Here is a 26,089-nt window from a genome sequence, read left to right as displayed (position 1 = left end):
GTCACCCCACGGTGACGGGCCTTTCCTGTTTCAGGGGTGGATCCGAGCGGTTACTCGAAATCGCTCTCTGCGGGGTCCGGGCCGATACGCCCTTCCTCGCCCCGATCCAGTCCGTTGATCGCGGCGATGTCCTCCTCGTCCAGCGTCACGCCCAGGGACTCCCAGTTCTCCACGATCCGTGACGGGGTCTCCGACTTGGGGATCACCACGAGTCCGAGCGCCAGATGCCAGGCGATCACGATCTGGGCGGGGGTGGCGTCGTGCTTGACGGCGATATCGGTCAGCACCTGGTGCCCGAGCAGTTCCGAGCCCAGGCCCAGCGGGGACCACGACTGGTGGAGGATGCCCCGAGAGGCCTCGTACTGACGCAGTGCGGTCTGGGGGAAGAACGGGTGGGTCTCCACCTGGTGGACGGCCGGGACCACCCCGGTGGCATCCTCGAGCTCCTGCAACGCCTCGGCGGTGAAGTTGCAGACGCCGATGGACCCCACGCGACCTGACTTCTGCAACTCGATCAGGGCCTTCCACGTGTCGACGTGCTTGCCCTGCTTCGGCTGCAGCCAGTGGATGAGGAAGAGGTCGACGAAGTCCATCCCCATGCGCTCCAACGACGCGTCGAAGGCGTCGAGGGTCTGCTGGTAGCCCTGGTCGGCGTTCCAGACCTTGGTGGTGACGAACAGCTCGGACCGGTCCAGGCCGGAGGCGGCAACGGCGCGGCCCACCCCTGCCTCGTTGCCGTAGATGCGGGCGGTATCCACATGGCGGTATCCGGCGTCGAAGGCCAGGGAGACGACCTTCTCCGCGACGTCGTCCTTCACCTTCCAGACCCCGTAGCCGAGCTGGGGGATGGTCCTGCCATCGTTGAACGTGAGTTTCGGTGATTCGTAGGTGGTCATCGGCCCATCCTGCCACCGCCATCCGCGGGGGAGGGAAGCGTGCCTCGGCTCTCCGCGTTCGGCGAACGCCCGGCCTCAACCGGCGTCGGCGAGCGCCTCTTCGGCGAGGCGGACCCCCTCGACCACCAGATCGGCACGGAAGGCCACGTTCTCCAGACCCGCGGAGTTGTATCCCCACCGTTCCCCATCCAGTCGCGACATGGCGGCGGCTTGGGCTGCCGCCGCCAGGTCGTTGGCCGCCTTGGACAGGGCCCGGTGGACCGAGGCATGGCTTCCCGGGATGTCCTGTCCGGTGCTGGGCCGCTGGGTCTGGGCTGCCATGCATACGGCGCGGACCCTCGGTTGCAGGTCCGCCAGGTGGTTGGCGATCATCACCAGGGCATTGTGCAGGTCATCGGCTTCGATGCCTTCGAGGACCTGGTGGAAACGGTCCAGTCCCCGCCCGAAACGGTCGTTGGCCCGACGCCAGACACCATCGCCGAGCTCCTGGTCATCGCGGCGGGCACCGCGCATCCGAGCAACCCATCCCATGCTCAGAGGTACTGTCCCGGTCCGCCGTCGGTGTCCTCGTCCGGCGCCTCCCCGGCGCCCGGCCGGCCCGGGGCCACCCGTTCGGGTTCCCCGCGTTCGTTGATGACGATGCCGGGGGCCACCGGGGTCCCCGGCGGCAGCTCGCGCAGCTGGATGCGCCGGGCCAGCTGTTCGCTGGCGACCTGTTGGGCGGCCAGAGCGGTCTGGATCCCGTGGAAGACCCCCTCGAGCCAGCCCACCAGTTGCGCCTGGGCGATGCGCAATTCGGCTTCGGTGGGGGTCTGGTCCTCGGTGAAGGGCAGGCGGATCCGGTGGAGTTCCCCGACCAGTTCGGCGGAGAGCCCGGATTCGAGTTCGGCGACCGAGCGTTCATGGATATCCGCCAGGGTGGCCCTGGCGCCGTCGTCGAGCGGGGCGGTCCTGACCTCTTCGAGGAGCTGCTTGATCATCGAACCGATGCGCATGACCTTCGCTGGTTCCTCCACCAGCCCCTGGACCCTGAAGGAAGACGGGGCGGCGTCCGTCCCGGCCCCGTCGGCCGGGGCGGGCGGAGACTGCGGCTTCTCGTGTTCGTTCATGCTTCCATCTTGCCACGACGCGCTCGGGCCCGTCCCGGTCCCCCGGGCGCCCCTAGACGGTCAGCAGGATCTTGCCCCGGTGTTCCCCGGAGTCGAAGTATTCGTGGGCGGCGGCTGCTTCGGCCAACGGGAAGGTCTTCTCCACCACCGGACGGACCGTACCCTCCTCGACCAGCGGCCAGACCCCGGTCCGCACCCCCTCCACGACCCGGCCCTTGGCCTGAAGGCTGCGGGCCCGCAGGGTGGTGCCGATGACGCGCAGGCGTCGGGTCATCAGCCGGGCCAGGTTGAGCTCGGCCTTGGCCCCGCCCTGCAGGGCGATGACCACCAGCCGGCCGTCGGGGGCGAGGACCTCCAGATTCCGTGCGAGGTACTTCGCTCCCATGATGTCCAGGACGACGTCGGCCCCGTGGCCATCGCTGATCGTGCGCATCCGTTCGACGAAGTCCTCCTCGCGGTAGTTGATCCCGTCCACGGCACCGAACCCCCGGCAGTAGTCGATCTTCCCGGCACTGCCGGCGGTGACCACCACCTGGGCGCCGTAGGCGGTGGCGAGCTGGGTGGCCATGGTGCCGATGCCCCCGGCCCCACCGTGGATCAGGGCCCACTGCCCCGCGGACAGCCCGGCCTCCATGAACAGGTTCGACCACACGGTCGACGCCACCTCCGGCAGCCCGGCGGCTTCGACCAGACCGATGCCCTGCGGGACCGGCAGGACCTGGACGGCCGGGACCGCGACGTACTCGGCGTACCCGCCGCCGGCCAGCAGCGCACAGACACGGTCACCGGCGTCGTACCCCTCCACATCGGGGCCGCTGGCGGCGATGGTTCCCGAAACCTCCAGGCCAGGGACGTCGGAGGCCCCCTCCGGCGGCGGGTAGTTTCCCTGCCGTTGGGCGACATCGGCGCGGTTCAGGCCGGCCGCGGCGACCCGGATCAGCACTTCCCCGGCCCCCGGGGTCGGGACCGGGCGTTCGGCCAGGCGGATGACCTCGCTGCCCCCGGGTCCGGAATACTCCACGGCGCGCATGGTGGTGGGCAGATCGGCTGCGGTGTTCGGGCTCAATGGCTGGATCCCTTCAACATGGAAATCGGTGTCCACCCCGAGCCTATCGCCCACGGTTTTCCTGCCCGGGGCCGCTCGCGTATAGTTCTCATGTCTGGAAGGTTGTCCGAGCGGCCTATGGAGCTGGTCTTGAAAACCAGTGTGCGGCAACCCCGCACCAAGGGTTCAAATCCCTTACCTTCCGCGTCGAGGCAGGGAAGCCGGTCCATCATGGACCGGCTTCCCTGCCGTCGTTGACGCCCGGAACTCAGATCCGGGCGGCCATCCTCAGCACCTCGGAAGCCACGGCATCCGCATCCCCCAGCGTCCGGGCCCCTTCGGTGAAACCGGCGCCGGCTTCCGCGGCGATCGCGGTCCCCCATTGCACGCTGGACAGTTGCAGCCCCAACACGAAGATCCCGCGGTGGGCGATCCCTGCCTGGTCGACGAGCCGGTAGGGCTGTCCGACGACGTCGAGCCCCGACCCGTACACCCCCTCGCCTTCGGGGTTGAGCATCAGGCGGGGCCGGGCCATCCCCTCGGCCCACAACTGTTCCAGCAGGGGCGAGGCGCTCTGGGCGACCCGGTTGGCGGGCATCATCGCCTCGACCATGTACCGGGCGGTGATCGGTTCGTCCTGCACCCACGGTGAGGAGGCGGCAAAGCAGGCGGCCTCCTCGTCCAACGAGAACACCGGGTCGGGGCCGATGAACTGCACGATGCCGGCACGCGCCAACGCCGCCAGTTCCTCGATCCGTTGCAGGGGCGGACCACTGGCCAGTCCTTCGACCAGGGGTTCGAACCAGCGGCCGAGCTCGTCGAGCCGGCTGGCATCATCGACCATCCCCTCGGCGACGAGTCGTTTGATGATCCCACGGCCGGCATTCAACGCACCGATCGCCATCTTCAACGGGTCCTCCTCCCCGCGGGCCGAGGTTTCGGCGTCGTGTTCCAGATAGGCCAGCACCGCCCCCTGGTAGGCGGAGTGGCCCACGAATCCCCGGTCGGCGAAGGGGTGCCCCAGTCCGGCGACGTCGAGCCAGCGGACCCCGGGGGCCGCCCGTTCGACGAGTTCGCGGGCCACCGTGCGCCAGACTTCCTGGCCGTTCACATGCGGGGCGTCGAGGATCTCGTCGAGTTCGGCAAGGAAGGGGCCGGGCTCCTCGAACAGTTCGGGTGAGACGCGGGCCAGCGTCGCATAGTAGGTATGCAGCACGTCGCGGTGCAGCAGCGGCCAGACATGGGCGTTGAAACCGACCTTGCCCCTCGGTTCGCCCGGCGCCCCGTCGGCGGCGAGGGCATGGACGGCCTCGAAGCTCAGATGGCGCAGGGACACCGAGGCCGGAAGATAGGAGTCGATGCACGCCTTCGCGCGGTAGGGGGCCCCGCGTCGCGAGGCGGCATGCAGGATTGGTTCGCTGCCGCTGCCCCGGTATTCGAGGGCATGGCCCGGGCCGTCACCGGTGGAAACATAGGATCCGCCGCGGCCGACGGTCATCGCGGTCATCGCATCGAAGAAGTTCAGCCCGAGCCCACGCACCAGCACCGGTTCCCCGGCCGGGTAGAGCCCCCAATCCACGTCGGCAGGCACATTCGGGCCTTGGTAGTGCAAACCCACGGCGGTGGCGCGTTCCCCGGCGGTGCGCTGCAGCGGGTTCGGGTGCGCCGGAACATGTCCGACGGCGAGCACAACGGCTTCGGCCACCAGCTCGGTCACTGCGGGCCCCGACCCCGCTCCCCCGTCCAGGGTCAGGCGGTAGCCGTTGGCTTCGCGGCGGAGGCAGGTGGCTTCGGCACGGATCACGGTGAATGAGGCGACGGCCGGATGGGCCTGGAGCCGGGCCCGTACCCGGCAGAACACATGGCGCAGGTACCTCCCGTAGATCGCCCGGCTCGGGAATCCGCTGGCGGACAGTCCAGCCAGTTCGGCCCGTTCCGCCGGATCCAGGTCGGCGCCGTCGCCGCCCCCGACCCGGAATTCCTCGAACGTCAGTCCCGCCGCGTTCCCGGTCCCGCGTGGCGGGGCGACCGTGGGGTAGAGCGCCGGGGTGTTCATCAAGTAGTAGCGCGGCTGTTCGGGGGCCCAGACGTGCCCGGGCCCGGGTTCGCAAGGGTCCACGACCGTGATCTCCAGGCTCCGGGCCGGAGGCGTGTCCTCGGCTCCGCGCCGCTGGTCGGCGGCTTCAAGCCGGGCCAACACCCGTTCCAGGGTCGAGGTCCCGCGGGGTCCGGAACCGACGATCACCAGGGTGAACGGGGGTGCTGCCACGTGCTGCTCCTTCGCTTCGGCCGTGCGGATGCCCCGCCTGCTTCCCCGCCGATCCGCAGGAGGCCGGGGTTCCCAGCGTACCGCCCGGCCGGGCGGCCACTCGTAGACTGGGGGCCATGGACAGCACCTCAGCAGCCCCGATGGCGGGGCCGACCACTGATTCCGAGACCGACGACCGCTTTGCCTGGCTGGAGGAGATCCACGGGGAAACGGCCCTGGACTGGGTGAGGGCCCGCAATGCCGCGACCGGGAGCATGCTGCACGATCAGGCCTACCAGAGGCTGGAATCCTCGGTGCTGGAGGTCCTGGATGCGCAGGATCGGATCCCGATGGCCACCAAACGCGGGAGCTACTACTACAACTTCTGGCGCGATGCCTCCCACCCGAAGGGCCTGTGGCGGCGGACCACCTGGCAGTCCTACGCCAGTGAAGACCCCGACTGGCAGATCCTGCTCGACGTCGATGCCCTGGCCGCTGCGGAAGGCACCGACTGGGTCTTCGCCGGCGCGGCGCTGCTGCGTCCCGAGACCGGCGGGGACTACCACCGCGCCCTGCTGCGCCTGTCCCCCGATGGCGGGGATGCCGTGGAAGTGCGTGAATTCGATCTGCAGGCCGCCCGGTTCGTCCCCGACGGGTTCTCGCTGCCGGTCGGGAAGACCCAGGTCAGCTGGGACGGCCCCGACGCCTGGTACGTGGCCACCGGGTTCGGCGCGGATTCGCTGACCCGTTCGGGCTATGCTCGCACCGTCCGCCGGGTCGAACGCGGCATGGACCCCGCGCAGGCCCTGGAGGTCTTCGCCGTCGAGGCCTCCCATGTGATGGCCCATGTCTCGGTGGACCAGACCCCCGGCTACCGGCATGTCACCGCCACCGACGTCATCGATTTCTTCAACACCTCCACCTCGATCCTGCGCGAGGGGCACTGGGTGCCGATCGAGGCCCCCACCCATGTGCGGATCGGACTGCACCGCCAATGGGTGATGTTCAGCCCACAGCAGGATTGGGAGCTCGACGGCCAGGCCCTTCCCTCCGGTTGCCTGGCCGTGGCCGATCTGGACGCCTTCCTGTCCGGGGACCGCACCGTGACCCGGGTCTTCACCCCGGATGCCGACACCTCGTTGCAGTCCTCCTCCTTCACCGCCGACCACCTGTTGCTGACCGTGCTGCATCACGTCTCCTCGAAGATCCTGGTGGCGGATCCGGCCGATGGCTGGCGGTTGCGTCCCCTCGAGGTCGGCGGGGAGGAACACCAGGACCTGTCCATCGGGCCGGTCGACGACGAGGACCCGGAGACGGCGAACGACTACTGGTTGGTCTCCACCGGGTTCCTGACCCCGGCCACCCTGTCGCGCGGGACCATCGGTGCGGGGCTCCCGCAAACGGTCAAGTCCTCCCCGGCCCGCTTCGACGCGACCGGTCTGGAGGTCCAGCAGCACTTCGCAACCAGCGACGACGGAACGGCGGTCCCCTACTTCCAGGTCGGCCCGGCGGATCTGGTCCACGACGGGGCCAACCCGGTGTTGATGAACGGCTACGGCGGATTCGAAACCAGCCTGACGCCGTCGTACTCCGGGGTGGTGGGCCGTGCCTGGCTCCGCCGCGGTTCCGCCCCCGGCCGGGACGGGGTCTACGTGCTGGCCAACATCCGCGGCGGCGGCGAATACGGTCCCGCCTGGCATCGGGCGGCACTGCGGGAGAACCGGCCGCGGGCATACGAGGACTTCGCGGCCATCGCCCGGGACCTGGTGCGCCGCGGGATCACCCGCCCCGACCATCTGGCGGCCACCGGACGCAGCAACGGCGGCCTGCTGGTGGGGAACATGCTCACCGTTCATCCCGAACTCTTCGGGGCGATCTCCTGCGGCGTTCCGCTGTTGGACATGCGCCGCTACACCCGGCTCTCGGCCGGGCATTCGTGGATCGCCGAATACGGGGACCCGGATCTCCCCGAGGAGTGGGAATTCATCCGCGGGTTCTCCCCCTACCATCTGCTCGATGAGGCCCTGGAGGCCGGGAAGACCTTCCCCGCCACGCTTTTCTGGAGTGCCACCAGTGACGACCGGGTGGGACCGGTGCAGGCGCGCAAGATGGCCGCGAAGATGCTCGAGGCGAAGGTTCCTCGGATCTGGTACAGCGAGTCGCTGGAGGGCGGCCATGCCGGGGCCTCGGACAACCGTCAGAGCGCCCGGATGCTGGCGACCAGCTACGAATTCCTGTGGCGGTCGGTGAACCGGGAGGCATTTTGAATTTGGGGGCCACTGTTCGGTAGTCTTGGGGGGCTGCCACGGCAGCGCTGGAGACGTGCCAGAGCGGCCGAATGGACTTCACTGCTAATGAAGGGTCGGGGTTAAACTCGACCGGGGGTTCAAATCCCCCCGTCTCCGCTGAAAAACCCCTACCCAGGTAGGGGTTTTTTTGTGCCTACTTCTTTCCGAAGGCCGTCAGCAGTTGTTCGACCATCTCGGCGGGAAGACCCGTATGCCGGTGGACGATCTCCGCGGCCTGCCCCAGTTCCCCGGCCCGGACGAAACCCAGGAAACGGTCCTTGTCCTCCCCCGGGAGGTCGCTGGCACTGAATTGCACGTGGCCTTCGGGGCCGTCCCCCTCGAAGCTGAAGTCCGCGATATCCTCACCCATCGATGCCGGATCCCCATCGACGGGGGCCGTGTCCAACAGTTCCCTGATGGAATCCCGGTCCAGGCCCGAGAACTTGGCCAACAGGTCGGCGGCACCGTCGAGGTCATGGTCCCGCAGCAGCGACTGGAACTGGTCGAATTCCGCCGGGGGAAGCTCATCGGTGCCGAATTCGCGTTTGACGCCGTCTTCTTCAGCGGAGATCCGGAAGTTGGAGGTCTTGCGGCTGGCCCCGCTACCGAATTTCTCGGTCCATTCCTCCGGGATGGTGAAATCGTCGAGGTCCTGGCCCGGGGCGGGATCCGCCAGCGGGGCGGCAGCGGCATCCGCCGCGGGCTCCGGTACCGGTGCCTCGGCGTCGACCGCTTCTCCGGCCACCGGATCGGTGGCCGGCTCGGTGGCCGGACCGCCGGATGGTTCGCTCTCGCCGTTCCCCTCCGGGGGCTCGGTCTGGGGCCCCGGCCCCTGCGGGGCGATCCGCGGGCCGCCCTCCTGATGGACCTGCGGGTGGGCTTCGAGGCTGCGCACGGCGATGATGCTGGCCTTGACCCCAACACCTGTGGCGGCACGGTAGGCCTGCACGGCGCCCATGAAGTTGCCCTGGGCGAGTTGGCGGTACACATCGCGATGGGCTTCAGCCCCCAGCTGCCCGGCGGCCTCGCGTGCCGATTCGGGCCCGACGGAGCCGTTGACCTCCGCAGAGGTCTTCCGACGCAGTCGAGTGACCCACCACCAACCGGCGGCAAGGACCAGCAAGGGGACCAGAACCCATAACAACAACTCCATGCCCCAAGTCTAGGGCGTGGGTCCAATCCCTAGGCGGAGACCGCCAGGACGAAGGGCAGGACGGCGTCGGCCCCTGCCGCGCGCAACACCCGGGTGGCCTCGGTGATGGTCCACCGGCTATCGACGTAGTCGTCGATGAGCAGGACCGGGCCGTCCAGTGCCGCCAGTTCCCCGGCGAGTTCGTCCCCGACGGCAAACTGCCCCCAGACGGCGGCGAGCCGGAAGGCACTGTTGCCTCCCGAAGCCCCCCGAGGTCCGCCGTGCGGATAATCCAGGGCCCCGAGATAGGGAAGCCTGCCGATTCCGGCGATCCCGCGGGCGAAGGAGCCGACGAGTTCACCGCGGGTGCGTGAGGGCAGGCTGACCACCGCCACCGGCCGTTCGGCCCAATCCCATTCGGAGAGCACCTGCACGCAGGCGCGCAGCATCGCGTCCTCGATGGCTGCGTCGGGGGCCTCGTCGACGGGGGTCGAGAGCAGGGTCCGCAATTTGGCCCCCCAGCCCAGATCGGTCAGCCGGGCCAGGGCCCGGCCGGGACGGGCCTGGTCCGCGGGCTTGATCTTTCCCTTCAGCGGGACCCCGAGGCGGTCCATGCCGCCGGGCCACATCGCCCGGGGATCGACCTGGACCCCCACCCGGCCCAGGGCCGCCTGGGAGCGGTCCCGGGCCTCGTCACCGATCGAGTCCTGGTACCAGGGGCCCGCGCAGTTGTCGCAGCGGCCGCAGGGTGCCGCCGCAGGGTCGTCCAGGACGCGGGAGAGGAACTCCATCCGGCACCCGGTGGTGCGTTCGTACTCCAACATCGAATTCTGTTCGTCCACGCGGGCGGCGGCGACCCGGGCATACCGGGCGGCGTCGTACGCCCAGGGTTCGCGGGTGCGCGCCCATCCCCCGGCGACCCGTTCGACGGCCCCGTCCACGGCCAGGACCTTGAGCAGCAGTTCCAGCGGGGAACGGCGCAGGTTCACCCGGGCCTCCAGGGCCGGGACCGAGACCGCCGTTCCGGCCGCCTCCAATTCGGACAACACGGCATGGGCCCGTTCCTCGTCCGGCATGGAGGAGGTGGCGAAGTACCGCCAGATCTCCCGGTCCTCCGGCCCCGGCAGCAACAGCACATCGGCGTTGTCGGTTCCACGGCCGGCACGACCGACCTGCTGGTAGTAGGCGACCGGGGAACTGGGGGCGCCCACGTGGACGACGAATCCGAGGTCGGGTTTGTCGAAGCCCATCCCCAGCGCACTGGTGGCGATCAGCGCCTTGACCTGGTTCTCCTTCAGCGCCTGTTCGGAGGCGGCGCGTTCCTCCGGGTCGGTCCGCCCGGTATAGGAGCGCACGTCGTGCCCCGCCTCCCGGAGCAGTCGGGTGATGTCCTCGGCCGCCGAGACGGTCAGGGTGTAGATGATGCCGCTGCCGGGCAGATCGGCCAGATGGGTCAGCAACCAGGCCAGTTGCGAACGCGGGCTCGGCAACCGCAGGACCCCGAGCCGCAGCGATTTGCGGGCCAACGGTCCGCGCAGGGTGAAGACCTCCGCGCCTCCGACGGCCAGCTGTTCCTGCACGTCGTGGACCACCCGTTCGTTGGCCGTCGCGGTGGTGGCCAGCACCGGCACGTTTCCCGGAAGGGCGGCGATGAGATCGCGGATCCGCCGGTAGTCGGGCCGGAAGTCATGGCCCCAGTCGGAGATGCAGTGGGCTTCGTCGATCACCAGCAGGCCCATCCGGCGGATCAGTTCGGGGAGCTGCTGTTCGCGGAAGGAAGGGTTGTTCAGCCGTTCGGGCGAGACCAGCAGGACGTCGACTTCATCGGCTTCGAGCTTGGCGATGACCTCCTGCCATTGGACCGCGTTGGCCGAGTTGATCGCTTCGGCCCGCACCCCGGCCCGCGCCGCGGCGGCGACCTGGTCGCGCATCAGGGCCAGCAGCGGGGAGACGATCAGCGTCGGCCCCGCGCCGCGGGCACGCAGCAGCAGGCTGGCCACGAAATACACCGCGGATTTGCCCCAGCCGGTGCGCTGGACCACCAGGGCCCGACGGCCGCCCTCGACGAGGGCCTCGATCGCTTCGAACTGCCCCTCGTGGAATCGGGCCCCGTCGTTTCCGACCAGCCGGCGCAGGACCGCAGTGGCGTCGTCATGCAATTGTGAGTTCCGCGTTTCAACCATGGACCCAGTATCCCAGCGACCACCCACGCATGGGCACCGACCCGGTGGAGTGGTTGGATGATCGCGTGGATACGCCCCGAACGGCTAAGCTCGACCCCGTGAGCAGCGAGATTGATCTTTCCCTTTCCTTCAAGGCCTACGACGTCCGCGGCATCGTCGGCGAAACCATCAATGAGGAGATCGTCGAGGCCGTGGGCGCCGCCTTCGTCGACGTCCTGTCCCTGGCCGGCAAACAGGTCCTCGTCGGCGGTGACATGCGCCCCTCCTCCCCCGCCTTCAGCGCCGCCTTCGCCCGCGGGGCCTCCTACCGCGGGGCCGAGGTCTGCCTGCTCGGGTTGATCTCCACCGATGAGCTCTACTTCGCCTGCGGCCAACTCGATGCCGCCGGCGTCGTGTTCACCGCCAGCCACAACCCCGCGGCCTATAACGGCATGAAGATGGCCCAGGCCGGTGCCGTGCCGGTCTCCTCGGATACGGGCCTGTATGAGATCCGCGATCTGGCCCAGACCTACCTCGCCGAAGGCCTGCCGGTCTCCGGGGACGCGCCCCAGGGGGACATCAGCACCCGGGACGTGCTGGAGGACTACGCCGCCTACCTGCGCTCCCTGGTCGACCTCTTGGGCATCCGCCCGCTGAAGGTCGTCGTCGACGCCGCCAACGGGATGGCCGGCATGACCACTCCCGCGGTCCTGGGCGATGACCTGTTGCCGGCCCTTCCACTGGAGATCGTGCCGCTGTATTTCGAATTGGACGGGACCTTCCCCAACCACCCGGCGAACCCGCTGGAACCGGAGAACCTCAAGGACCTGCAGGCCGCCGTCCTCGAACACGGCGCCGATATCGGTCTGGCCTTCGACGGCGACGCGGATCGCTGCTTCGTCATCGACGAAGCAGGTCTGCCGGTGTCCCCCTCGGCGGTGACCGCATTGGTGGCCCGACGTGAAATCGCCCGGGCGCAGGCCGCCGGCGAGCAGACCCCGGTGATCATCCACAACCTCATCACCTCCCGCGCGGTCCCCGAACTGGTGGAACACGACGGCGGACGGCCGGTGGTCACCCGGGTGGGCCACTCCTTCATCAAGGCGGTCATGGCCGCCGAGGGGGCCGTCTTCGGTGGCGAACACAGCGCCCACTACTACTTCCGCGATTTCTACAACGCGGACACCGGCATGCTCGCCGCGATGCATGTGCTGGCCGCCCTCGGCTCCCAGGACCGTGCCCTGGGAGATCTGGCCGCCGAATACGAACCGTATTTCTCCTCGGGCGAGATCAACTCCGAGGTCGAGGACAAGGACGCGGCCGTGGCCCGGGTGCTGGAGAGCTTTTCGACCCCGGAGACGGTGGTCGATAGGCTGGACGGCACCACGGTGAAGGCCACGGACGGATCCTTCTGGTTCAACCTCCGCCCCTCCAACACCGAACCCTTCCTCCGTTATAACGGGGAAGCCGTAGACACCCCGACCATGGAACGCGTCCGCGACGCGGTCCTCACCCTTGTCAGGAGCAATGCATGAGCGAAAACCCCACGGAAAACCGGCTGGCCGAACTCGGTGAGGCCGCCCACCAGGACTTGAACAAGGTGCTCGGCACCGCCTTGGGCGTCGCCCGCGAACAGCTTGAAACCAACGGGGTCTTCCTGCCCTTCGCCATCGGCCTGGAGCCCGACGGCGAGGCCGAAGGGGAACTGCGCCTGCTGGCGGTCCAACCCGATGAGGACGACGAGGATCCCGAAGCGGATATCGATGCCGAAGTCATGATGGATGACCTGGTCACCTTGCTGATCGGTCAGCGTGAGAACTTCGTGGCCGTGGCCCTGGTCTCCGATGTGACCCTGCTGCAGGAGGATGTCGACGCCGTCCATGCCCTGGCGGAGCACAGCCTCGGCGGGGCAGTGGCCATCATCCAGCCCTATGCCTCCCCCGCCGCCGAAGGCAGCGAGTGGACCTTCCAGGAGCCCACCCCCGAACCAGCTGATTTGAGGATCTGGGCCTGATCCGTGGGGACCGGGCGTCGACATCATGAAGATCAACGCCTTTTCCGATGTGTGCCTGCGCATCCTGATGCTGCTCGCCGCCCGGTCCGATCCCCTGCTGAGGACCCGGGAGATCGCCGAGGCAATCGACATCCCCTACAACCAGGTCTCCAAGGCCGTGCACAAGCTCGGCCAGTTGAAACACATCGACGTCAAACGCGGGCGCACCGGTGGCGTGCAGATCAACGAATCGGGGCTGTCCCTCGGCGCCGGCACGTTGCTGCGCAGCCTCGAGGGGCAGGGCGATCTCGCCCAGTGCACCACCGACGACGGCACGGCCGCCTGCCCATTGATCGCCGGTTGCCGGCTCCGCACAGCCCTGGCGCGCGCCCAGGAGGCCTTCTACCAGGAGCTGGACCACTGGTCGATCCGCGATCTGGCGTCCTCCCCGGCGCTGGTCACCCTTCCTTTTCCCATCTCGCGATAGCCGATTTGCCCCAGTTTTCTACAAGGTGTAGAAATGTATCATAATACTTGCGGATCAGACGCAAGTAATTCGACCTCGAGGAGATTCGATGCTCTCAGAAACGTCCCGCCCCGTCGTCCAGGCGACACTTCCCGTGATTGGCGAACGGATCGGTGAGATCACCAAGAAGTTCTATGCCGGGATGTTTGCGGCACGTCCTGAACTCCTGGACGGCTTGTTCAGTCGCGCCAACCAGAAGAACGGAGCCCAGCAACAGGCCCTGGCCGGCAGCATTGCCGCCTTCGCCTCCCACCTGATCGAACACCCCGAATCGCTGCCCGAATCAGTGCTGTCCCGCATCGCCCATAAGCACACGTCGCTGGGCATCCAGCCCGACCAGTACCAGATCGTCTTCGACCACCTGTTCGCGGCCATCGCCGAGGATCTGGGCGAAGCAGCCACCGAAGAGGTCGTCGCCGCCTGGTCCGAGGTCTACTGGCTGATGGCCGACGCCCTGGTCAAGATCGAAAAGGGCCTCTACGCCGAACAGGCCAACGACCGGATCTACGCCCCATGGAAGGTCACCTCCACGGAGGCTTCCGGCCAGGATTGCATGACGTTCCGCTTCGAGCCGGCCGATGACACCGCCGTCACGGTGGCCAAGCCCGGCCAGTTCGTGAGCATCCGCGTGCCGCTGGCCGACGGGCTGCGCCAGTGCCGCCGGTACTCCCTCTCCGACAACGTCGAATCCACCACCGAGCGGGTGTTGACCACCAAGCTGGATGAAGGCGGGGAGGTCTCCCCCTTCATGCACCGCAATCTCGAGGTCGGCGACGTCGTGGAACTGTCCAACCCCTACGGTGACATCACCCTGGACATGGAGGGCGGGCCGATCATCATCGCCACCGCCGGCATCGGGTGCACCCCGAGCGCCTCGGCCCTGCAGTCGCTGGTCTCCACCGGGTCGGACCGCCAGGTGCTGGTGCTCCACGCCGAGGCCATGGAATCGAACTGGGCGCTGAAGGACCAGATGCTCGCCGCCGTGGAGCAGCTGCCCAACGTCGAGATGCGCCTGTGGCTCGAGGACACCACCGGCACCACCGCGGACCTGCAGGCCGTCGAGGGGTTCATGAACCTGACCGGCGTCGAGCTGCCCGAGGATGCCCGGATGTACCTCTGCGGTCCGCTGCCATTCATGCGTGCGGTGCGCAGCCAGGCCATCGCCGCCGGCGTGGCCCCGCGGAACATCCACTACGAGGTCTTCGGTCCCGACCTCTGGCTTGCCGCCTAGGCACGAGCCCGCTGCCCCGGAGGGGCGCCACACCGGAGCGGCCCGCGAACTGGATTAGCCAGATCGCGGGCCGCTCCGTTACGCTCGCAACGTCCACACGGGTGCCCCAGGAGGGGCTGAGATCGAGCTGCCACCGCTCGCGACCGTCGAACCTGTCCGGGTCATGCCGGCGTAGGAAGTTGAGGGCTCAAATGAGCGATTCCACAGTAAAACCCACCACCCCGTCCGCCACCGCGTGGGAACAGCACCCACAGCACCGGTTGCAGTGGATCGAGGATCCGGAACACGGCCTGCGGGTCCCGGTCACCGCGATCTGCCTGGCGGATTCCCCCGACGGCAGCGCCAACGAGCCCCATCTGGCGTATCGGACCGCCGGTCCGGGCTCCGAACCGACCGTCGGCCTCCCGCGTCCGCGCACCCGATGGATCACCGCCCGGGGTGACACCGCCGAATACACCGGTCGCCAACGCACCCTGCACGACGACGGCCGGTCCGCCGTGCGTCGCGGGGCCGCCTCGGCAGAATGGAGCGGCACGACCCCGGTACCGAGGCGCTCGCACCAGGGGCGTACCGTCACGCAGATGCATTACGCCCGACAGGGCACCCTCACCGACGAGATGCGCTATGTGGCGCTGCGCGAGAACTGCGACGTCGAATTGGTCCGCCGCGAAGTCGCCGCCGGACGGGCGATCATCCCGGTGAACATCAACCATCCCGAATCCGAGCCGATGATCATCGGCAAGGCCTTCCTGGTCAAGATCAACGCCAACATCGGCAACTCGGCCATCACCTCCTCGATCGCCCAGGAGGTCGACAAGCTCACCTGGGCCACCCAATGGGGCGCCGATACGGTGATGGACCTGTCCACCGGCGATGACATCCACACCACCCGCGAATGGCTGATCCGCAATTCCCCGGTGCCCATCGGCACCGTGCCGATCTACCAGGCGCTGGAGAAGGTCGATGGGGATGCATCGAAACTGACCTGGGAGATCTTCCGCGACACCGTCATCGAGCAATGCGAACAGGGCGTGGACTACATGACCATTCATGCCGGGGTGCTGCTGCGCCATGTGCCCTTGAGCGCCGACCGGGTCACCGGCATCGTCTCCCGCGGTGGATCGATCATGGCCGGGTGGTGCCTGGCCCACCACCAGGAGAACTTCCTCTACACCCATTACGACGAGCTCTGCGCCATTTTCGCCCGCTACGACGTCGCCTTCTCCCTCGGTGACGGGCTGCGCCCCGGCTCCCTGGCCGATGCCAACGACGCCGCCCAGTTCGCTGAGCTCGATACCCTGGCCGAGTTGACCCGCAGGGCCTGGCAGTTCGACGTGCAGGTGATGGTGGAAGGACCCGGACATATCCCGCTGCATCTGGTCCGCGAGAACGTCGAGCGTCAGCAGGAGCTCTGCGACGGGGCGCCGTTCTACACCCTGGGTCCGCTGGTGACCGATACGGCCCCCGGCTACGACCACATCACCAGCGCCATCGGGGCCACCGAGATCGCCCGTTACGGCACGGCGATGCTCTGCTATGTGACCCCGAAGGAGCATCTGGGGCTGCCGGATAAGGACGACGTGAAGACCGGGGTGATCACCTATAAGATCGCCGCGCATGCCGCCGATGTGGCCAAGGGGCATCCCGGGGCGACGGCCCGCGACGATGCCCTGTCGGCCGCGCGCTTCGAGTTCCGCTGGAACGACCAGTTCGCCCTGGGTCTGGATCCGGCCACGGCCCAGCGGTTCCACGACCAGACGCTGCCTGCGGAGCCGGCCAAGACCGCGCACTTCTGTTCCATGTGCGGGCCGAAGTTCTGTTCGATGCGGATCTCCCAGGACATCCGCGAGGAGTTCGGGGGAACCGAACGCCAACGGGCACTGGCCGATGACATCGAAGCCGGTTTGCAGGCGAAGAGCCGTGAATTCGCGGATTCGGGGTCCAGCATCTACCTCCAGGCGACGATCCCCGTCGGCAACGGCACCGACTGATCCACCGGGTACGACGACGGCGTCCGCACGGGAGGCAACGGGCGCCTCCAACGTTCCGGGCAACTTCTGCAGCTGCTCCCCTGGCAGGAACGCAGGCGGTTGCCCGGAGCGGTCGTCGGTATATGGACTATGTCATGTAGCCGTCCACGGCCCGGAGGTGATACGGCGCGTCCGCACCTGACGCAGCGAAGCCTTGCGGAGACCGCGATCCAGACCAATCAGTCTCCAGCGGGATCCGGGTCTGCCTGGTGGAGCCCGGGAACCCGCCCGAGCCGGGGGTGGACCTCACCGCGTTCGATCCAGGCGCGGACCATCGCGTTGAAGAACAACGGATCCTCGACGCTCCATTGATGGTGCAGCCCCGGGGCCAGACGGAAGACCGTGTCCCGGCGAACCGCGGCCACATCGGCGAATCCCTTGCGCACCAGGGCCGGTTCACGGGCCCCGGCGACCATCATCAGGCGTTCGGTGTAGTCCCCCAGCCCGTCGGGCAGGCCGCCCGCCTGGACCTCGTCCAGCATCGCCTTCATGTTGTCCGGACGCAGGGTCAGCCCATGTTCGGAGTAGAGCCTGCGGGAGTTCGCGGGAATCCCGAAGGCCCCGGCCTGGACCTTCCAGAACCATTCGGCGTCCCCTAATCGCAGTTGCGCCGCCGTGGATAACCGCGTTCCCGCCCCCACCGGCCGGATCCCTGCCCCGGTGAACAGGGCACTGGCGAAGAGCTCGGGATGCCGGGCCAGTACACGCAGGCCCACGACGCCGCCCAGGGACTGGCCAACCAGGTGGACCCGGCCGTCCTCGATCTCTTCGGCGATGAAGGCCGCGACGTCATCCGCGGCGCTATCGAGCCCGCGCCAGTCCTCATCGGCCCGGCCGCCGAACCCGGGCAGATGCGGGGTGAAGATCCGATAGGCAGGGAAGGCCTTGACCTGGGGATCCCACATCCAGTTGGCCACGTTGCCGCCATGGAGAAAGACCAGCGTCTGGGCTGGTTTGCCGTCCGTGCGGGGACGCACCGGGGGGTGGATCTCCGGGTAGCCGGCCGGATCGGGGCGTTCCCCGACGGAGGGAGGCACCGTGGGCTTTTCGTTCATGGCAGATTCCCTTCGACGGAGTCGAGCCAGTTCAGTTCGGCACCGACGTGGGCGATGCCGTGGTCCAGCGTGGCGGCCATCAGGTAGCCGCGTCGGTCGGCCAGGGCGGCCTCGTCCAATTCCGCGCGCAGGGCCCGGTAGGACCGCTGCAGGTCCTCGTCCTCGGTGCGACGTGCCGCAAGCAGTTCCAGGACCTCGTGGCGCTCGAGCTCCCCGGAGAAGAAGATCCGGCCCAGGAAGGGCTCACGGGCGGGCTGCCGGTCCAGCGTTCCGGTCAGCCAGTCCTGCAAAGCCGCCCGCCCCGCCTCGGTGATGTGGTGCTCCTGGCGCGCCGGGTAGTTCTCCTGCGGAACGGTCCGGACCGTGGCCAGGCCCTGGTCCACCAGTTGGGCCAGGGTGCGGTAGATCTGTGCCTTATCGGCATTCCAGAAGTGGTTGATGCTCGAGTCGAAATGCTTCTTCAGGTCGTAGCCGGTCATCGGCGACAAGCTCAGGAGCCCGAGGATCAAACGTGCGAGGATCATGTGTCCATCATGCCAGCCTGCTAGGTGAACTATCGCCTATCGGCCCAGCGTGTGCCTCCGCGCCACCGGGCGGTCCCGCTGAGGGATATGGGGCGGGAACGTCCAGCGGGCCATCCTTGATGGTCCGCTGGACGTTCCCGCCCCTGATGCTCCTCGCGGTGGAACCGGCTAGGCGCCCAGGCGCTGCTTCAGCCCGTCCAGCTCATCCTGCAGGGACTGCGGCAGGGAGGGCCCGAATTTGGCGTACCACTCCTCGATATCCGCCAGTTCGCGCTTCCACTCCTCCGGGTCGACCGTCACGGCCACCTCGAGGTCCTCGGCGGTGAACGAGTCCAGGCCGCTGAGATCCATCGAGTCGCCGGTGGGCACCATGCCGATCGGCGTCTCCTGGGCGTCCGCAGTGCCTTCGATGCGCTCGACGATCCACTTCAGCACGCGGGAGTTGTCGCTGAACCCGGGCCAGGCGAATCCGCCCTCGGGGGTGCGGCGGAACCAGTTGACCAGGAAGATCCGCGGCAAACGCGCCGGATCGGCCTTGGATTCAATGGAGTCCCAGTGCTTGAGGTAGTCACCGGCGTCGTACCCGATGAAGGGCAGCATCGCCATCGGGTCCCGACGCACCCGGCCCACGGCACCGGCCGCGGCCGCCGTGGTCTCCGAGGAGAGCGTGGAGCCCATGAAGACGCCATTGGTCCACGAGCTGGCCTCGGTCACCAGGGGAATGGTGGTCTTGCGCCGTCCACCGAAGAGGATGGCGTGGATCTCCACGCCCTCGGGGTTGTAGAACTCCTTCGAGAGCATGTCGAGCTGGTCGATCGGGGTGCAGAACCGCGAGTTCGGGTGCGCCGCCTTCGTCCCGGAGCCCGGGGTCCAGTCGTTGCCGAGCCAATCGGTCAGGTGCTCGGGCACCTCGTCGGTCATCCCTTCCCACCAGACCCCGCCGTCATCGGTCAATGCGACGTTGGTGAAGATGGAGTTGCCCTTGGTGATCGCGCGCATGGCGTTGGGGTTGGTGCTCCACCCGGTCCCCGGTGCGACGCCGAACAGCCCGTATTCGGGATTGACCCCGCGCAATTCGCCTTCCTTGCCGATGCGCATCCAGTTGATGTCATCGCCCAGGGTCTCGGCGGTCCAGCCTTCGATGCTCGGCTCCAGCAGGGCGAGGTTCGTCTTGCCGCAGGCGGAGGGGAATGCCCCCGCCACGTTGTAGCTCCTGCCCTCGGGGCTGGTGAGCTTGAGGATGAGCATATGCTCGGCCAGCCACCCCTCGTCCCGCCCCATGACCGAGGCGATACGCAGCGAAAAGCACTTCTTGCCCAGCAGGGCGTTGCCGCCGTACCCGGAGCCGTAGGACCAGATGGCCCGCTCCTCGGGGAAGTGCACGATCCACTTCTCCGGGTTGCACGGCCAGGCGACATCGGCCTCTCCGGCTGCCAGCGGGGCTCCGACGGAGTGCACGGCCGGGACGAAGAAGGCATCGGTGGCTTCCATCTTGGCCAGCACGTCATCACCGATGCGTGCCATGACCCGCATCGAGGCCACCACATAGGCGGAGTCGGTGATCTCCACGCCGAATTGCGGGTGCTCGGCATCAAGGGGACCCATGACGAAGGGGATGACATACATGGTCCGTCCCCGCATCGAACCGCTGAAGCGGTCATTGAGGATCGACTTCATCTCCTGCGGGTCCATCCAGTTGTTGGTGAACCCCGCATCCTGCTCGTCCTGGGAACAGATGAAGGTCCGCTCTTCGACCCGGGCCACATCCTTGGGGTCCGAGAAGGCGGCGAAGGAATTGGGGAACTTCGCCTCATCCAGTCGTACGAGAGTCCCGGCGTCGACCAGCTCGCCAGTGAGGCGGTCGACCTCCCCTTGGCTCCCGTCGACCCAGTGGACACTCTCCGGCTGCGTGAGCTCCACAATGTCGCCGACCCAGGCCAGTAGCTTTGCGTGGGTCGTCGGTGCGGTCTGACGCTCTGCGTCGAGGACCGTTTGATCGGAGCGCTCGCTCATGTCCATTCCCTCCATTGGGCTTGTACTGGTCCCTCGATGCTAGGACGGGGCCGCTCCGCTCCGGAGGTGACGCGGATCGCTTCCCTCCCCGGTCGGGGACTCGACCGCCGTCCATCCGCGGATTCTCGGGGTTTCACCATACCCTATTGTGACTAAGATCACGTAGACCGGTATAGTTGGCTTGAGGCTCCCCGGGGGCCACCCGGTCGAGGCCGGCCCCGATTTTGCGACGCCGCCAACTGTCTGTATAGTTATTCGAGGTCAGCGGCGGTGTCGCAGACCAAGCGCCCATAGCTCAGCTGGATAGAGCGTCTGTCTACGGAACAGAAGGTCAGGGGTTCGAATCCCTTTGGGCGCACCATACGAAAAAACCCCGTTTCGACGGGGTTTTTTTGTGCCCGCCCCCTCATGCGACGAGAACCACGACGCCTCTAATTGAACTGACCGGTCAGTTCGATTAGCATGGTGAAGTGCTCATCGCCGACGAACTATCCATCAAGGGCCGCCACGCGCCGCTCCTGGACCCCACCAGCCTCAAGGTCGCCTCCGGCGAACTGCTGCTGGTCCACGCCGAACCACAGACCACCCGCACCGCCCTGGCCCTGGCCCTCAGCGCCCGCATGCGCCCCGACGCCGGCACGGTGGCCTGGGAAGGCGACCCCGCCCTGGACACGGTCCGTGGCATCAGCATGCTCGTCGACTCCCCCGAGATCAACGAACCCGAGGCCCACCTGAAGGTCAGGGATCTGGTCTCCGAGGACCTGGCCCTGCACCCCGGACCCTTTTGGCGCCGCAGCAGCATCGATTCATGGCTCGAACGCCACCGCATCACCCACCTGGCCGGTGAATTCGTCGACGCCATCGATCCCCTGGACCGCCAGAGGATCCTCACGCATCTGGCCCTGGAGGGGCACGACATCTCCTTGCTGATCTTCGACACCCCCGATCGCCATGGCATCAACGACGGTGAATGGGTCGCCCATCTGGAACAGACCGCAGCCGGCCGCCGCCAACCGGCGATCGTCGCCGTCGTCCGCACCGTCCCCGATGAATGGACCGGACCGGTGGCCGAAGCCGGCGCCAACAACCTCCCCCACCCCACGGAGTCCCCCGAATGACCACCCTTCGCCTGGCCCTGTCCGAGCTCAAGCGCATGACCAGCGGCGTCCTGCCGTGGATGGCGATCATCGCCATGACCCTGGTCCCCCTGCTCTATGGCGCCCTGTACCTGTACGCGAACTGGGATCCGTACTCCAACCTGGACAACGTCAAGGTGGCACTGGTCAACGAGGACCAGGGCTCCCAGCAGGACGGCAAGGACCTGCACGTCGGGGACGAGGTCGTGGAGTCCCTGCTGGAGGACGCGACCTTCGGATGGAACGTCGTGGACTCCGAGGAAGCCGCCGAAGAAGGGGTGCGGACCGGCGAATACGCCTTCGCCATGACCATCCCCGCCGACTTCTCCAAGAACCTCGCCTCCCCCGAGGACTTCGACGCCGCGAAACAGGCGATCCTGGAGGTCACCACCAACGACGCCAACAACTACATGGTCGGCACCTTCGCCGATAAGCTCGCCGGGGAGGTCCACAACACGGTCGCCCAGGAGGTCGGCACCGAAACCGCGGACACCCTGCTGACCGGCTTCGGGCGCATCCACTCCCAGATGGCCAAGGCGGCCGACGGGGCGGATGAACTCCACGATGGCACCGTCAAGCTCGACGAGGGCGTGGGAACCCTCGCCGACGGGGCCAAGCAGTTGGATTCCGGCGCGAATAAGCTCGACGACGGGGCCCGTCAGCTCAAGAGCGGGACCTCCTCCCTGATCGACGGGCAGCAGAAGCTGGTCGCCGGGACCGGGAAGCTGGCCAACGGGGCGGGCCAGCTCCAGGGAGGCGCCGACGAGCTTGCCTCGGGGCTGGGCACCATGAAGTCCAAGACCGCCCAATTGCCACAGAAGACCCGCCAACTCGCCGATGGTGCCGCCTCGGCCAATAGTGCCGGCAAGGAACTGGCGGCCGGCGCGGAACAGGTCGCCGACGGCAATGAACAGCTCAGCGCCAAGGTCGACAACGCTGCGGATACCATCACCGCCCTGGAGAAGGACGCCCAGTCCCGCCTGGACGGCACCGTGGACCAGCTGATCAAGGACGACGTCATCACGAAGGAAGACGCCGCGGAGGCCCGCAAATCCGTGAAGAAACTGGGCGCCGATACCGGAGTGACCGCGGAGGCGGAGAAGACCAGGAAGGATCTGGCCAACGCCAAGGCAAATATCGACAAACTGGGCACCGGCTCCCGCCAGGTCGCCGACGGCGCCAAGAAACTCAGTGGCGGACTGGGCTCCCTGGCCTCGGGCACCGATACCCTCGCGGACTCCTCACAGGCCCTGGCCAACGGGGTCTCCGACGCCGCGGACGGCGCCCAGCAGCTCTCCGCCGCTTCCGGGAAGCTCGCCAGCGGGGCCAACACCCTGCTGGACGGGCAGCGGGACGCCCTGGCCGGGGCCCAGAAGCTCGACGGCGGTGCGGCCTCGCTCGTGGAGGGGACCGGGACCCTGACCGGTGGCACCGCGGATCTGCGCGAGGGCGTCAACGATCTGGGATCCGGTGCCGACCAACTGGTCGACGGTTCCGGGACCCTGGCCGGGAAGCTGAGCGACGGGACGAAGGAGGTCCCCAACCCCACCGACGAGCAAAAGACGCAGGTCTCCAACGTCATCGGCGACCCGGTCTCGGTGGATCGGGCGGACCAGGCCAGCGCAGGAACCTACGGCGAGGGCCTGGCCCCCTTCTTCATGACGCTCGCCGTCTGGATCGGCGCCTTCATCCTGGTCCAGATCATGCGCCCGGTCACCCAACGCGCCCTGGCCTCCAATGCGGCGTCCTGGAAGATCGCGATCGGCGGGTGGCTCCCCTTCGTGTTCCTGTCGATGCTGCAGGCGACGGTGCTCTACGGCGTGGTGCTCTTCGGACTCGGCCTGCAAACGGCCCACCCCTGGCTGACCTGGGGGTTGTTCCTGATGGCGAGCATCGCCTTCACCGCCATCGTCCAGGGCATCTGTGCCCTGCTGGGCACCCCCGGCAAGCTCGTGGTGCTCGTGCTGCTGGTCCTCCAACTGGTCTCCGCGGGAGGCACCTTCCCCTGGGAGACCACCCCCGAGCCACTGCATGTGGCCCATAACCTGCTGCCCATGGGACATGTGATCACCGGGCTGCGCCACCTGATGTACGGGGCCTCGCTCGAGGGACTCGCCCCGCTGGTGCTGGCCCTGCTGGGCTACGCGGCCATCGGACTGCTCATGAGCTTCCTCGCGGTCCACCGGGGCAAGACGTGGACGCTGAAGACCTTGCATCCGGAGCTCTCGGCATGAGCGCCGCCTTCAGCGAGCCCCTGCAGGAGGCCGCGGACTTCGCCGAAACCACTCGCCGGCGGGTGCGGGCCACCGATTCCAAGCACCGGCTCTTCGAAGCCTCGATGAACCTGATCGGCGACCGGGGACACCACCGGGTGACGGTCGACGAGATCGCCGCCGCCGCCGGGGTCTCCAAGGGAACGGTCTACTATAATTTCGGGTCGAAGGCCCAATTGATCGGCCAGCTGATGCGCTTCGGCGCCGATGTGCTCTTCGAACGGCTGGAGAAGGGCACGGCCGACCCGGACCCGGCCTCGGGCTTCCGGGACATGGTGGCCGCCTCCCTGGAATTCATGGACGAATACCCCTCCTTCGCCCAACTGTGGATCAGCGAGCAGTGGCAGTCCCCCAGCGATTGGGGCGAGACGCTGGCCACCTTGCGCGGGGAGATCATCGGGGTCATCCGGGAGGCACTGGACCGCCTGTACTCCACGGGGAACCACCCGGGACTGGGGGCCACCGACCGGGAGGCGATGGCCACCGCCGTCTTCGGGGCGGTCCTGATCATCGGACGCGACCGCCATGTATTCCACCCCGAACGGAGCATCGCCACCTGCGTGCAGGCCGTCAGCGCCTTCACCGGCGTGGCCTGAGCAGCGGGCCTCACTCCCGGGGAACGACGAACCCACTCACCCGGGCATCACGGCCATCGAGCTCGGCCCAGGGTGTGACCGTCTCCAGCAGGGTCAGCCCCAGCGTCGGGTACCGCGTGGCCAGCTCCATGACCGGTTCCTCCTCGGAATCCACCGAGGCCAGGGCCATGGCCACCTCCTGGACCGTGGGCAGATGCCCGATCACCAGCAAGGTGCCCACCGTCTCCGGCGTTTCGTTGATCACCGATACCAGCTGCGTGGCGGAGGCGCCGTAGACCCGTGAATCCAGATACGGCGTCGGGCCCTTCTCCCCCAGCTCACTGGACACCCAGGCGCAGGTCGACCGGGCACGGAGTGCATCCGAGCACAGGATGGAATCCGGAACCCAGCCGTTCTTCACCATCCAGGCCCCGGCGAACGGGGCTTGGCGGTTGCCCCGGGTGGCCAGGGGCCGATCATGGTCCTCGATGCCGAAGGGGAAATCGGATTTGGCGTGGCGCAGGAGCATCAGGCGTTTCAGGTGGTGCTGGCTCATGCCTCCAGCTTAGGGGCCACGCAGGAACGACGACGGCGGCGCCCCTCTAGCAGGCGCCGCCGTCGTGGATGGAGCAGGAATCAGATGCTGTATTCCGGTGCGGCCCAGACGATGACCTCGGGGTGCTCGTAGAAGCGGTAGCCCTGGCCACGGACGGTACGTACCGTATTGGCCAGACGTCCCAGCTTGGAGCGCAGGCGACGGATGTGCACGTCGATGGTGCGTTCATTCGGCACCTCCTCGGCATTGCGCCAGAGGCTGCTCAGCAGCTCGTCGCGGCCGACGGTGCGCGCCCCGTTCTCCACCAGATAGTTGAGCAGCTCGAATTCCTTGAACGTGAGGTTCAGCGTTTCCCCGTCCAGGTGGACCTCTCGGCGCGAGAGGTCGATCAACACGCCCGAGGGACGCGAGGCGGCCGGCTGGTGGCGGATGACCTCACCGCGCGGCCGGCGGGCGACCGTGGGGTCCCCCAGCGCCTGGCGCACGACGTCGATGCTCTCCCCGGGGGCGTTTGCCGGAGCCAGCGCGACGGCGGCATGGGTCTGGGCGTTGGGCGAGAGGGTCTGCAGGAAGGCACGGACCTGGGTGGCCAGCTTGCCCAGCGACGTGCCCTGTTCCTGGGCCGTCGCCTCGTCGAGACCGACATAGAGGACGAATCCACGGGCCTCGGTGTCCCGGTCCACCGACTGCGGTCCGGGGGTTCCGTTGCCGGCAACGACCGGGGTCGGGGCGGTCATCGGCGGGTGGTCCTGCGGGGAGGGGACGGCGTGCAGCTGGCGATATCCCTGGGGCGCCCCGTATTCACCGTGGCCGGCGCCCTGGCGCTGGGCAGCAGCGGCGCGGTTCTGGGCGTTGCGGATGGAGATGTGGACGTATCCGGACATAACGGACATTGGTGGAACCTCTAACTGTGCGAAAAGTCGGTGAACTGTCTGGTTCGGCTGGCCGACGCCATGGTCGTGGCGTGCGGTTCATCCGTGCTTCGGATCTTCTGGAGGTGGGAAGAAACTAGGCCGACATTCGACAACAGCTGCGCGCACGTCCGACACCATGGCCCCAACGGGGGCCGGGGGCCGCAAGTGCTGCTGGATCGATGTTCACGAGACCTAGTGTTGCCGTAATAATTCGAACCCGCAAGTAATATTCATCGCACTTGTCCACATACTGAGACAAATTCATGAATTTGTGAGGTGATTCACATTATGCACTTCTCTGAAGTGAGCGCTTTGGATCATGCGGTCTGGGCATGCACCCGTCATTCGACTGTTCGATCTGATCAATGGGCCACTCGATTGAT

Annotated in this window: 21 protein-coding genes, 3 tRNA genes and 1 riboswitch; of the genes, 12 read left to right on the top strand and 12 right to left on the bottom strand. The window is 67.7% G+C overall.

The genetic code is table 11. The annotated features are described in order from the left end of the window. Positions 1 to 50: 50 nt before the first annotated feature. The 4 genes from ACT3S2_RS05020 to ACT3S2_RS05005 all read right to left on the bottom strand — a co-directional run bounded on the left by ACT3S2_RS05020 (position 51) and on the right by ACT3S2_RS05005 (position 3,035). Positions 51 to 896, bottom strand: a complete 846-nt coding sequence (locus tag ACT3S2_RS05020; protein WP_444561352.1) for an aldo/keto reductase — start codon at positions 894 to 896, stop codon at positions 51 to 53. Between the two features lie 75 nt (positions 897 to 971). Beyond that, positions 972 to 1,427, bottom strand: a complete 456-nt coding sequence (locus tag ACT3S2_RS05015; protein WP_444554160.1) for a hypothetical protein — start codon at positions 1,425 to 1,427, stop codon at positions 972 to 974. A gap of 2 nt (positions 1,428 to 1,429) precedes the next feature. Further along, a complete protein-coding gene (locus tag ACT3S2_RS05010) occupies positions 1,430 to 2,005 on the bottom strand; it encodes a bacterial proteasome activator family protein (RefSeq protein ID WP_444554161.1) in 576 nt (191 codons plus the stop codon). A gap of 52 nt (positions 2,006 to 2,057) precedes the next feature. Then, complete coding sequence (locus ACT3S2_RS05005; RefSeq protein ID WP_444561357.1) at positions 2,058 to 3,035, bottom strand: NAD(P)H-quinone oxidoreductase; 978 nt, start codon at positions 3,033 to 3,035, stop codon at positions 2,058 to 2,060. Positions 3,036 to 3,167: 132 nt separating this feature from the next. Between ACT3S2_RS05005 and ACT3S2_RS05000 the strand changes: the two genes are divergently transcribed. Then, positions 3,168 to 3,255 (top strand) — tRNA-Ser (locus ACT3S2_RS05000). Positions 3,256 to 3,318: 63 nt separating this feature from the next. Here the strand turns inward: ACT3S2_RS05000 and ACT3S2_RS04995 are convergent. Then, a complete protein-coding gene (locus ACT3S2_RS04995) occupies positions 3,319 to 5,319 on the bottom strand; it encodes an FAD/NAD(P)-binding protein (protein ID WP_444554162.1) in 2,001 nt (666 codons plus the stop codon). A gap of 116 nt (positions 5,320 to 5,435) precedes the next feature. On the opposite strand from ACT3S2_RS04995, the gene ACT3S2_RS04990 reads away from it, so the two are divergent. Both ACT3S2_RS04990 and ACT3S2_RS04985 read left to right on the top strand, forming a co-directional pair. Continuing rightward, entirely contained in the window at positions 5,436 to 7,565 is a 2,130-nt protein-coding gene (locus ACT3S2_RS04990) for a prolyl oligopeptidase family serine peptidase (protein WP_444554163.1), read from the top strand. A gap of 49 nt (positions 7,566 to 7,614) precedes the next feature. Further along, positions 7,615 to 7,703: transfer RNA gene (locus ACT3S2_RS04985), tRNA-Ser, on the top strand. A 37-nt stretch (positions 7,704 to 7,740) separates the two neighbouring features. On the opposite strand, the gene ACT3S2_RS04980 is transcribed toward ACT3S2_RS04985, so the two are convergent. Together ACT3S2_RS04980 and ACT3S2_RS04975 are read right to left on the bottom strand one after the other, a co-directional pair. After that, the gene (locus tag ACT3S2_RS04980) at positions 7,741 to 8,739 is read right to left on the bottom strand and encodes a hypothetical protein (protein WP_444554164.1); all 999 of its coding nucleotides are present in this window, start codon (positions 8,737 to 8,739) and stop codon (positions 7,741 to 7,743) included. A 29-nt stretch (positions 8,740 to 8,768) separates the two neighbouring features. Further along, a complete protein-coding gene (locus tag ACT3S2_RS04975; RefSeq protein WP_444561351.1) occupies positions 8,769 to 10,901 on the bottom strand; it encodes a RecQ family ATP-dependent DNA helicase in 2,133 nt (710 codons plus the stop codon). 98 nt (positions 10,902 to 10,999) lie between these two features. On the opposite strand from ACT3S2_RS04975, the gene ACT3S2_RS04970 reads away from it, so the two are divergent. The 5 genes from ACT3S2_RS04970 to thiC all read left to right on the top strand — a co-directional run bounded on the left by ACT3S2_RS04970 (position 11,000) and on the right by thiC (position 16,621). Further along, on the top strand, positions 11,000 to 12,415 hold the full coding sequence (locus ACT3S2_RS04970) for a phosphomannomutase/phosphoglucomutase (protein ID WP_444561350.1): 1,416 nt from the start codon (positions 11,000 to 11,002) through the stop codon (positions 12,413 to 12,415). After that, the gene (locus tag ACT3S2_RS04965; RefSeq protein WP_444554167.1) at positions 12,412 to 12,894 is read left to right on the top strand and encodes a hypothetical protein; all 483 of its coding nucleotides are present in this window, start codon (positions 12,412 to 12,414) and stop codon (positions 12,892 to 12,894) included. The genes ACT3S2_RS04970 and ACT3S2_RS04965 overlap by 4 nt, the downstream gene beginning before the upstream one ends. A 25-nt stretch (positions 12,895 to 12,919) precedes the next feature. Next, positions 12,920 to 13,360 (top strand): RrF2 family transcriptional regulator, encoded by a 441-nt coding sequence (locus ACT3S2_RS04960; RefSeq protein WP_444561349.1) that lies wholly within the window; start codon positions 12,920 to 12,922, stop codon positions 13,358 to 13,360. Between the two features lie 88 nt (positions 13,361 to 13,448). Continuing rightward, on the top strand, positions 13,449 to 14,630 hold the full coding sequence (locus ACT3S2_RS04955) for a globin domain-containing protein (RefSeq protein ID WP_444561348.1): 1,182 nt from the start codon (positions 13,449 to 13,451) through the stop codon (positions 14,628 to 14,630). An 87-nt stretch (positions 14,631 to 14,717) separates the two neighbouring features. Next, positions 14,718 to 14,825, top strand: a riboswitch (TPP riboswitch). Next, positions 14,822 to 16,621 carry a phosphomethylpyrimidine synthase ThiC gene (gene thiC / locus ACT3S2_RS04950; RefSeq protein ID WP_444561347.1) on the top strand — a complete coding sequence of 600 codons (1,800 nt, stop codon included), beginning with the start codon at positions 14,822 to 14,824 and terminating at the stop codon, positions 16,619 to 16,621. (Overlaps the previous riboswitch by 4 nt.) A 218-nt stretch (positions 16,622 to 16,839) precedes the next feature. Here the strand turns inward: thiC and ACT3S2_RS04945 are convergent, their stop codons facing one another. From ACT3S2_RS04945 to ACT3S2_RS04935, 3 genes are all read right to left on the bottom strand, one after another. Next, on the bottom strand, positions 16,840 to 17,715 hold the full coding sequence (locus ACT3S2_RS04945; protein WP_444554171.1) for an alpha/beta fold hydrolase: 876 nt from the start codon (positions 17,713 to 17,715) through the stop codon (positions 16,840 to 16,842). Beyond that, positions 17,712 to 18,239: a PadR family transcriptional regulator gene (locus ACT3S2_RS04940; RefSeq protein ID WP_444554172.1), complete on the bottom strand. Its 528-nt coding sequence runs from the start codon at positions 18,237 to 18,239 to the stop codon at positions 17,712 to 17,714. The genes ACT3S2_RS04945 and ACT3S2_RS04940 overlap by 4 nt, the downstream gene beginning before the upstream one ends. Before the next feature lie 168 nt (positions 18,240 to 18,407). After that, positions 18,408 to 20,252 (bottom strand): phosphoenolpyruvate carboxykinase (GTP), encoded by a 1,845-nt coding sequence (locus tag ACT3S2_RS04935; protein ID WP_444554173.1) that lies wholly within the window; start codon positions 20,250 to 20,252, stop codon positions 18,408 to 18,410. A gap of 284 nt (positions 20,253 to 20,536) precedes the next feature. Here ACT3S2_RS04935 and ACT3S2_RS04930 point away from each other — a divergent pair. The 4 genes from ACT3S2_RS04930 to ACT3S2_RS04915 all read left to right on the top strand — a co-directional run bounded on the left by ACT3S2_RS04930 (position 20,537) and on the right by ACT3S2_RS04915 (position 24,257). After that, a tRNA-Arg gene (locus ACT3S2_RS04930) sits at positions 20,537 to 20,613 on the top strand. Positions 20,614 to 20,722: 109 nt separating this feature from the next. Then, positions 20,723 to 21,370 carry an ABC transporter ATP-binding protein gene (locus ACT3S2_RS04925; RefSeq protein WP_444561346.1) on the top strand — a complete coding sequence of 216 codons (648 nt, stop codon included), beginning with the start codon at positions 20,723 to 20,725 and terminating at the stop codon, positions 21,368 to 21,370. Further along, positions 21,367 to 23,622 (top strand): YhgE/Pip family protein, encoded by a 2,256-nt coding sequence (locus ACT3S2_RS04920; protein ID WP_444554175.1) that lies wholly within the window; start codon positions 21,367 to 21,369, stop codon positions 23,620 to 23,622. Before ACT3S2_RS04925 ends, ACT3S2_RS04920 begins: the two co-directional genes overlap by 4 nt. Further along, positions 23,619 to 24,257: a TetR/AcrR family transcriptional regulator gene (locus ACT3S2_RS04915; protein ID WP_444554176.1), complete on the top strand. Its 639-nt coding sequence runs from the start codon at positions 23,619 to 23,621 to the stop codon at positions 24,255 to 24,257. The genes ACT3S2_RS04920 and ACT3S2_RS04915 overlap by 4 nt, the downstream gene beginning before the upstream one ends. 10 nt (positions 24,258 to 24,267) lie before the next feature. Here the strand turns inward: ACT3S2_RS04915 and ACT3S2_RS04910 are convergent, their stop codons facing one another. Further along, complete coding sequence (locus tag ACT3S2_RS04910) at positions 24,268 to 24,792, bottom strand: SixA phosphatase family protein (RefSeq protein WP_444554177.1); 525 nt, start codon at positions 24,790 to 24,792, stop codon at positions 24,268 to 24,270. A gap of 80 nt (positions 24,793 to 24,872) precedes the next feature. Continuing rightward, on the bottom strand, positions 24,873 to 25,685 hold the full coding sequence (locus tag ACT3S2_RS04905; protein ID WP_444561345.1) for a winged helix-turn-helix domain-containing protein: 813 nt from the start codon (positions 25,683 to 25,685) through the stop codon (positions 24,873 to 24,875). Positions 25,686 to 26,089: the final 404 nt, after the last annotated feature.

Source organism: Arthrobacter sp. AOP36-A1-22 (assembly GCF_052377615.1).
Taxonomy (GTDB): Bacteria; Actinomycetota; Actinomycetes; order Actinomycetales; family Micrococcaceae; genus Arthrobacter_H.
The sequence above is the reverse complement of the archived record's forward strand: the minus strand, read 5'-3'. Positions and strand labels throughout refer to the sequence as shown.

Coding starts and splice junctions, on each gene's coding strand:
- ACT3S2_RS05020 (WP_444561352.1), bottom strand. CDS start 896: ATGACCACCTACGAATCACCGAAACTCACGTTCAACGATGGCAGGACC.
- ACT3S2_RS05015 (WP_444554160.1), bottom strand. CDS start 1,427: ATGGGATGGGTTGCTCGGATGCGCGGTGCCCGCCGCGATGACCAGGAG.
- ACT3S2_RS05010 (WP_444554161.1), bottom strand. CDS start 2,005: ATGAACGAACACGAGAAGCCGCAGTCTCCGCCCGCCCCGGCCGACGGG.
- ACT3S2_RS05005 (WP_444561357.1), bottom strand. CDS start 3,035: ATGCGCGCCGTGGAGTATTCCGGACCCGGGGGCAGCGAGGTCATCCGC.
- ACT3S2_RS04990 (WP_444554163.1), top strand. CDS start 5,436: ATGGACAGCACCTCAGCAGCCCCGATGGCGGGGCCGACCACTGATTCC.
- ACT3S2_RS04980 (WP_444554164.1), bottom strand. CDS start 8,739: ATGGAGTTGTTGTTATGGGTTCTGGTCCCCTTGCTGGTCCTTGCCGCC.
- ACT3S2_RS04975 (WP_444561351.1), bottom strand. CDS start 10,901: ATGGTTGAAACGCGGAACTCACAATTGCATGACGACGCCACTGCGGTC.
- ACT3S2_RS04965 (WP_444554167.1), top strand. CDS start 12,412: ATGAGCGAAAACCCCACGGAAAACCGGCTGGCCGAACTCGGTGAGGCC.
- ACT3S2_RS04960 (WP_444561349.1), top strand. CDS start 12,920: ATGAAGATCAACGCCTTTTCCGATGTGTGCCTGCGCATCCTGATGCTG.
- ACT3S2_RS04955 (WP_444561348.1), top strand. CDS start 13,449: ATGCTCTCAGAAACGTCCCGCCCCGTCGTCCAGGCGACACTTCCCGTG.
- thiC (WP_444561347.1), top strand. CDS start 14,822: ATGAGCGATTCCACAGTAAAACCCACCACCCCGTCCGCCACCGCGTGG.
- ACT3S2_RS04945 (WP_444554171.1), bottom strand. CDS start 17,715: ATGAACGAAAAGCCCACGGTGCCTCCCTCCGTCGGGGAACGCCCCGAT.
- ACT3S2_RS04940 (WP_444554172.1), bottom strand. CDS start 18,239: ATGATCCTCGCACGTTTGATCCTCGGGCTCCTGAGCTTGTCGCCGATG.
- ACT3S2_RS04935 (WP_444554173.1), bottom strand. CDS start 20,252: ATGAGCGAGCGCTCCGATCAAACGGTCCTCGACGCAGAGCGTCAGACC.
- ACT3S2_RS04920 (WP_444554175.1), top strand. CDS start 21,367: ATGACCACCCTTCGCCTGGCCCTGTCCGAGCTCAAGCGCATGACCAGC.
- ACT3S2_RS04915 (WP_444554176.1), top strand. CDS start 23,619: ATGAGCGCCGCCTTCAGCGAGCCCCTGCAGGAGGCCGCGGACTTCGCC.
- ACT3S2_RS04910 (WP_444554177.1), bottom strand. CDS start 24,792: ATGAGCCAGCACCACCTGAAACGCCTGATGCTCCTGCGCCACGCCAAA.
- ACT3S2_RS04905 (WP_444561345.1), bottom strand. CDS start 25,685: ATGTCCGTTATGTCCGGATACGTCCACATCTCCATCCGCAACGCCCAG.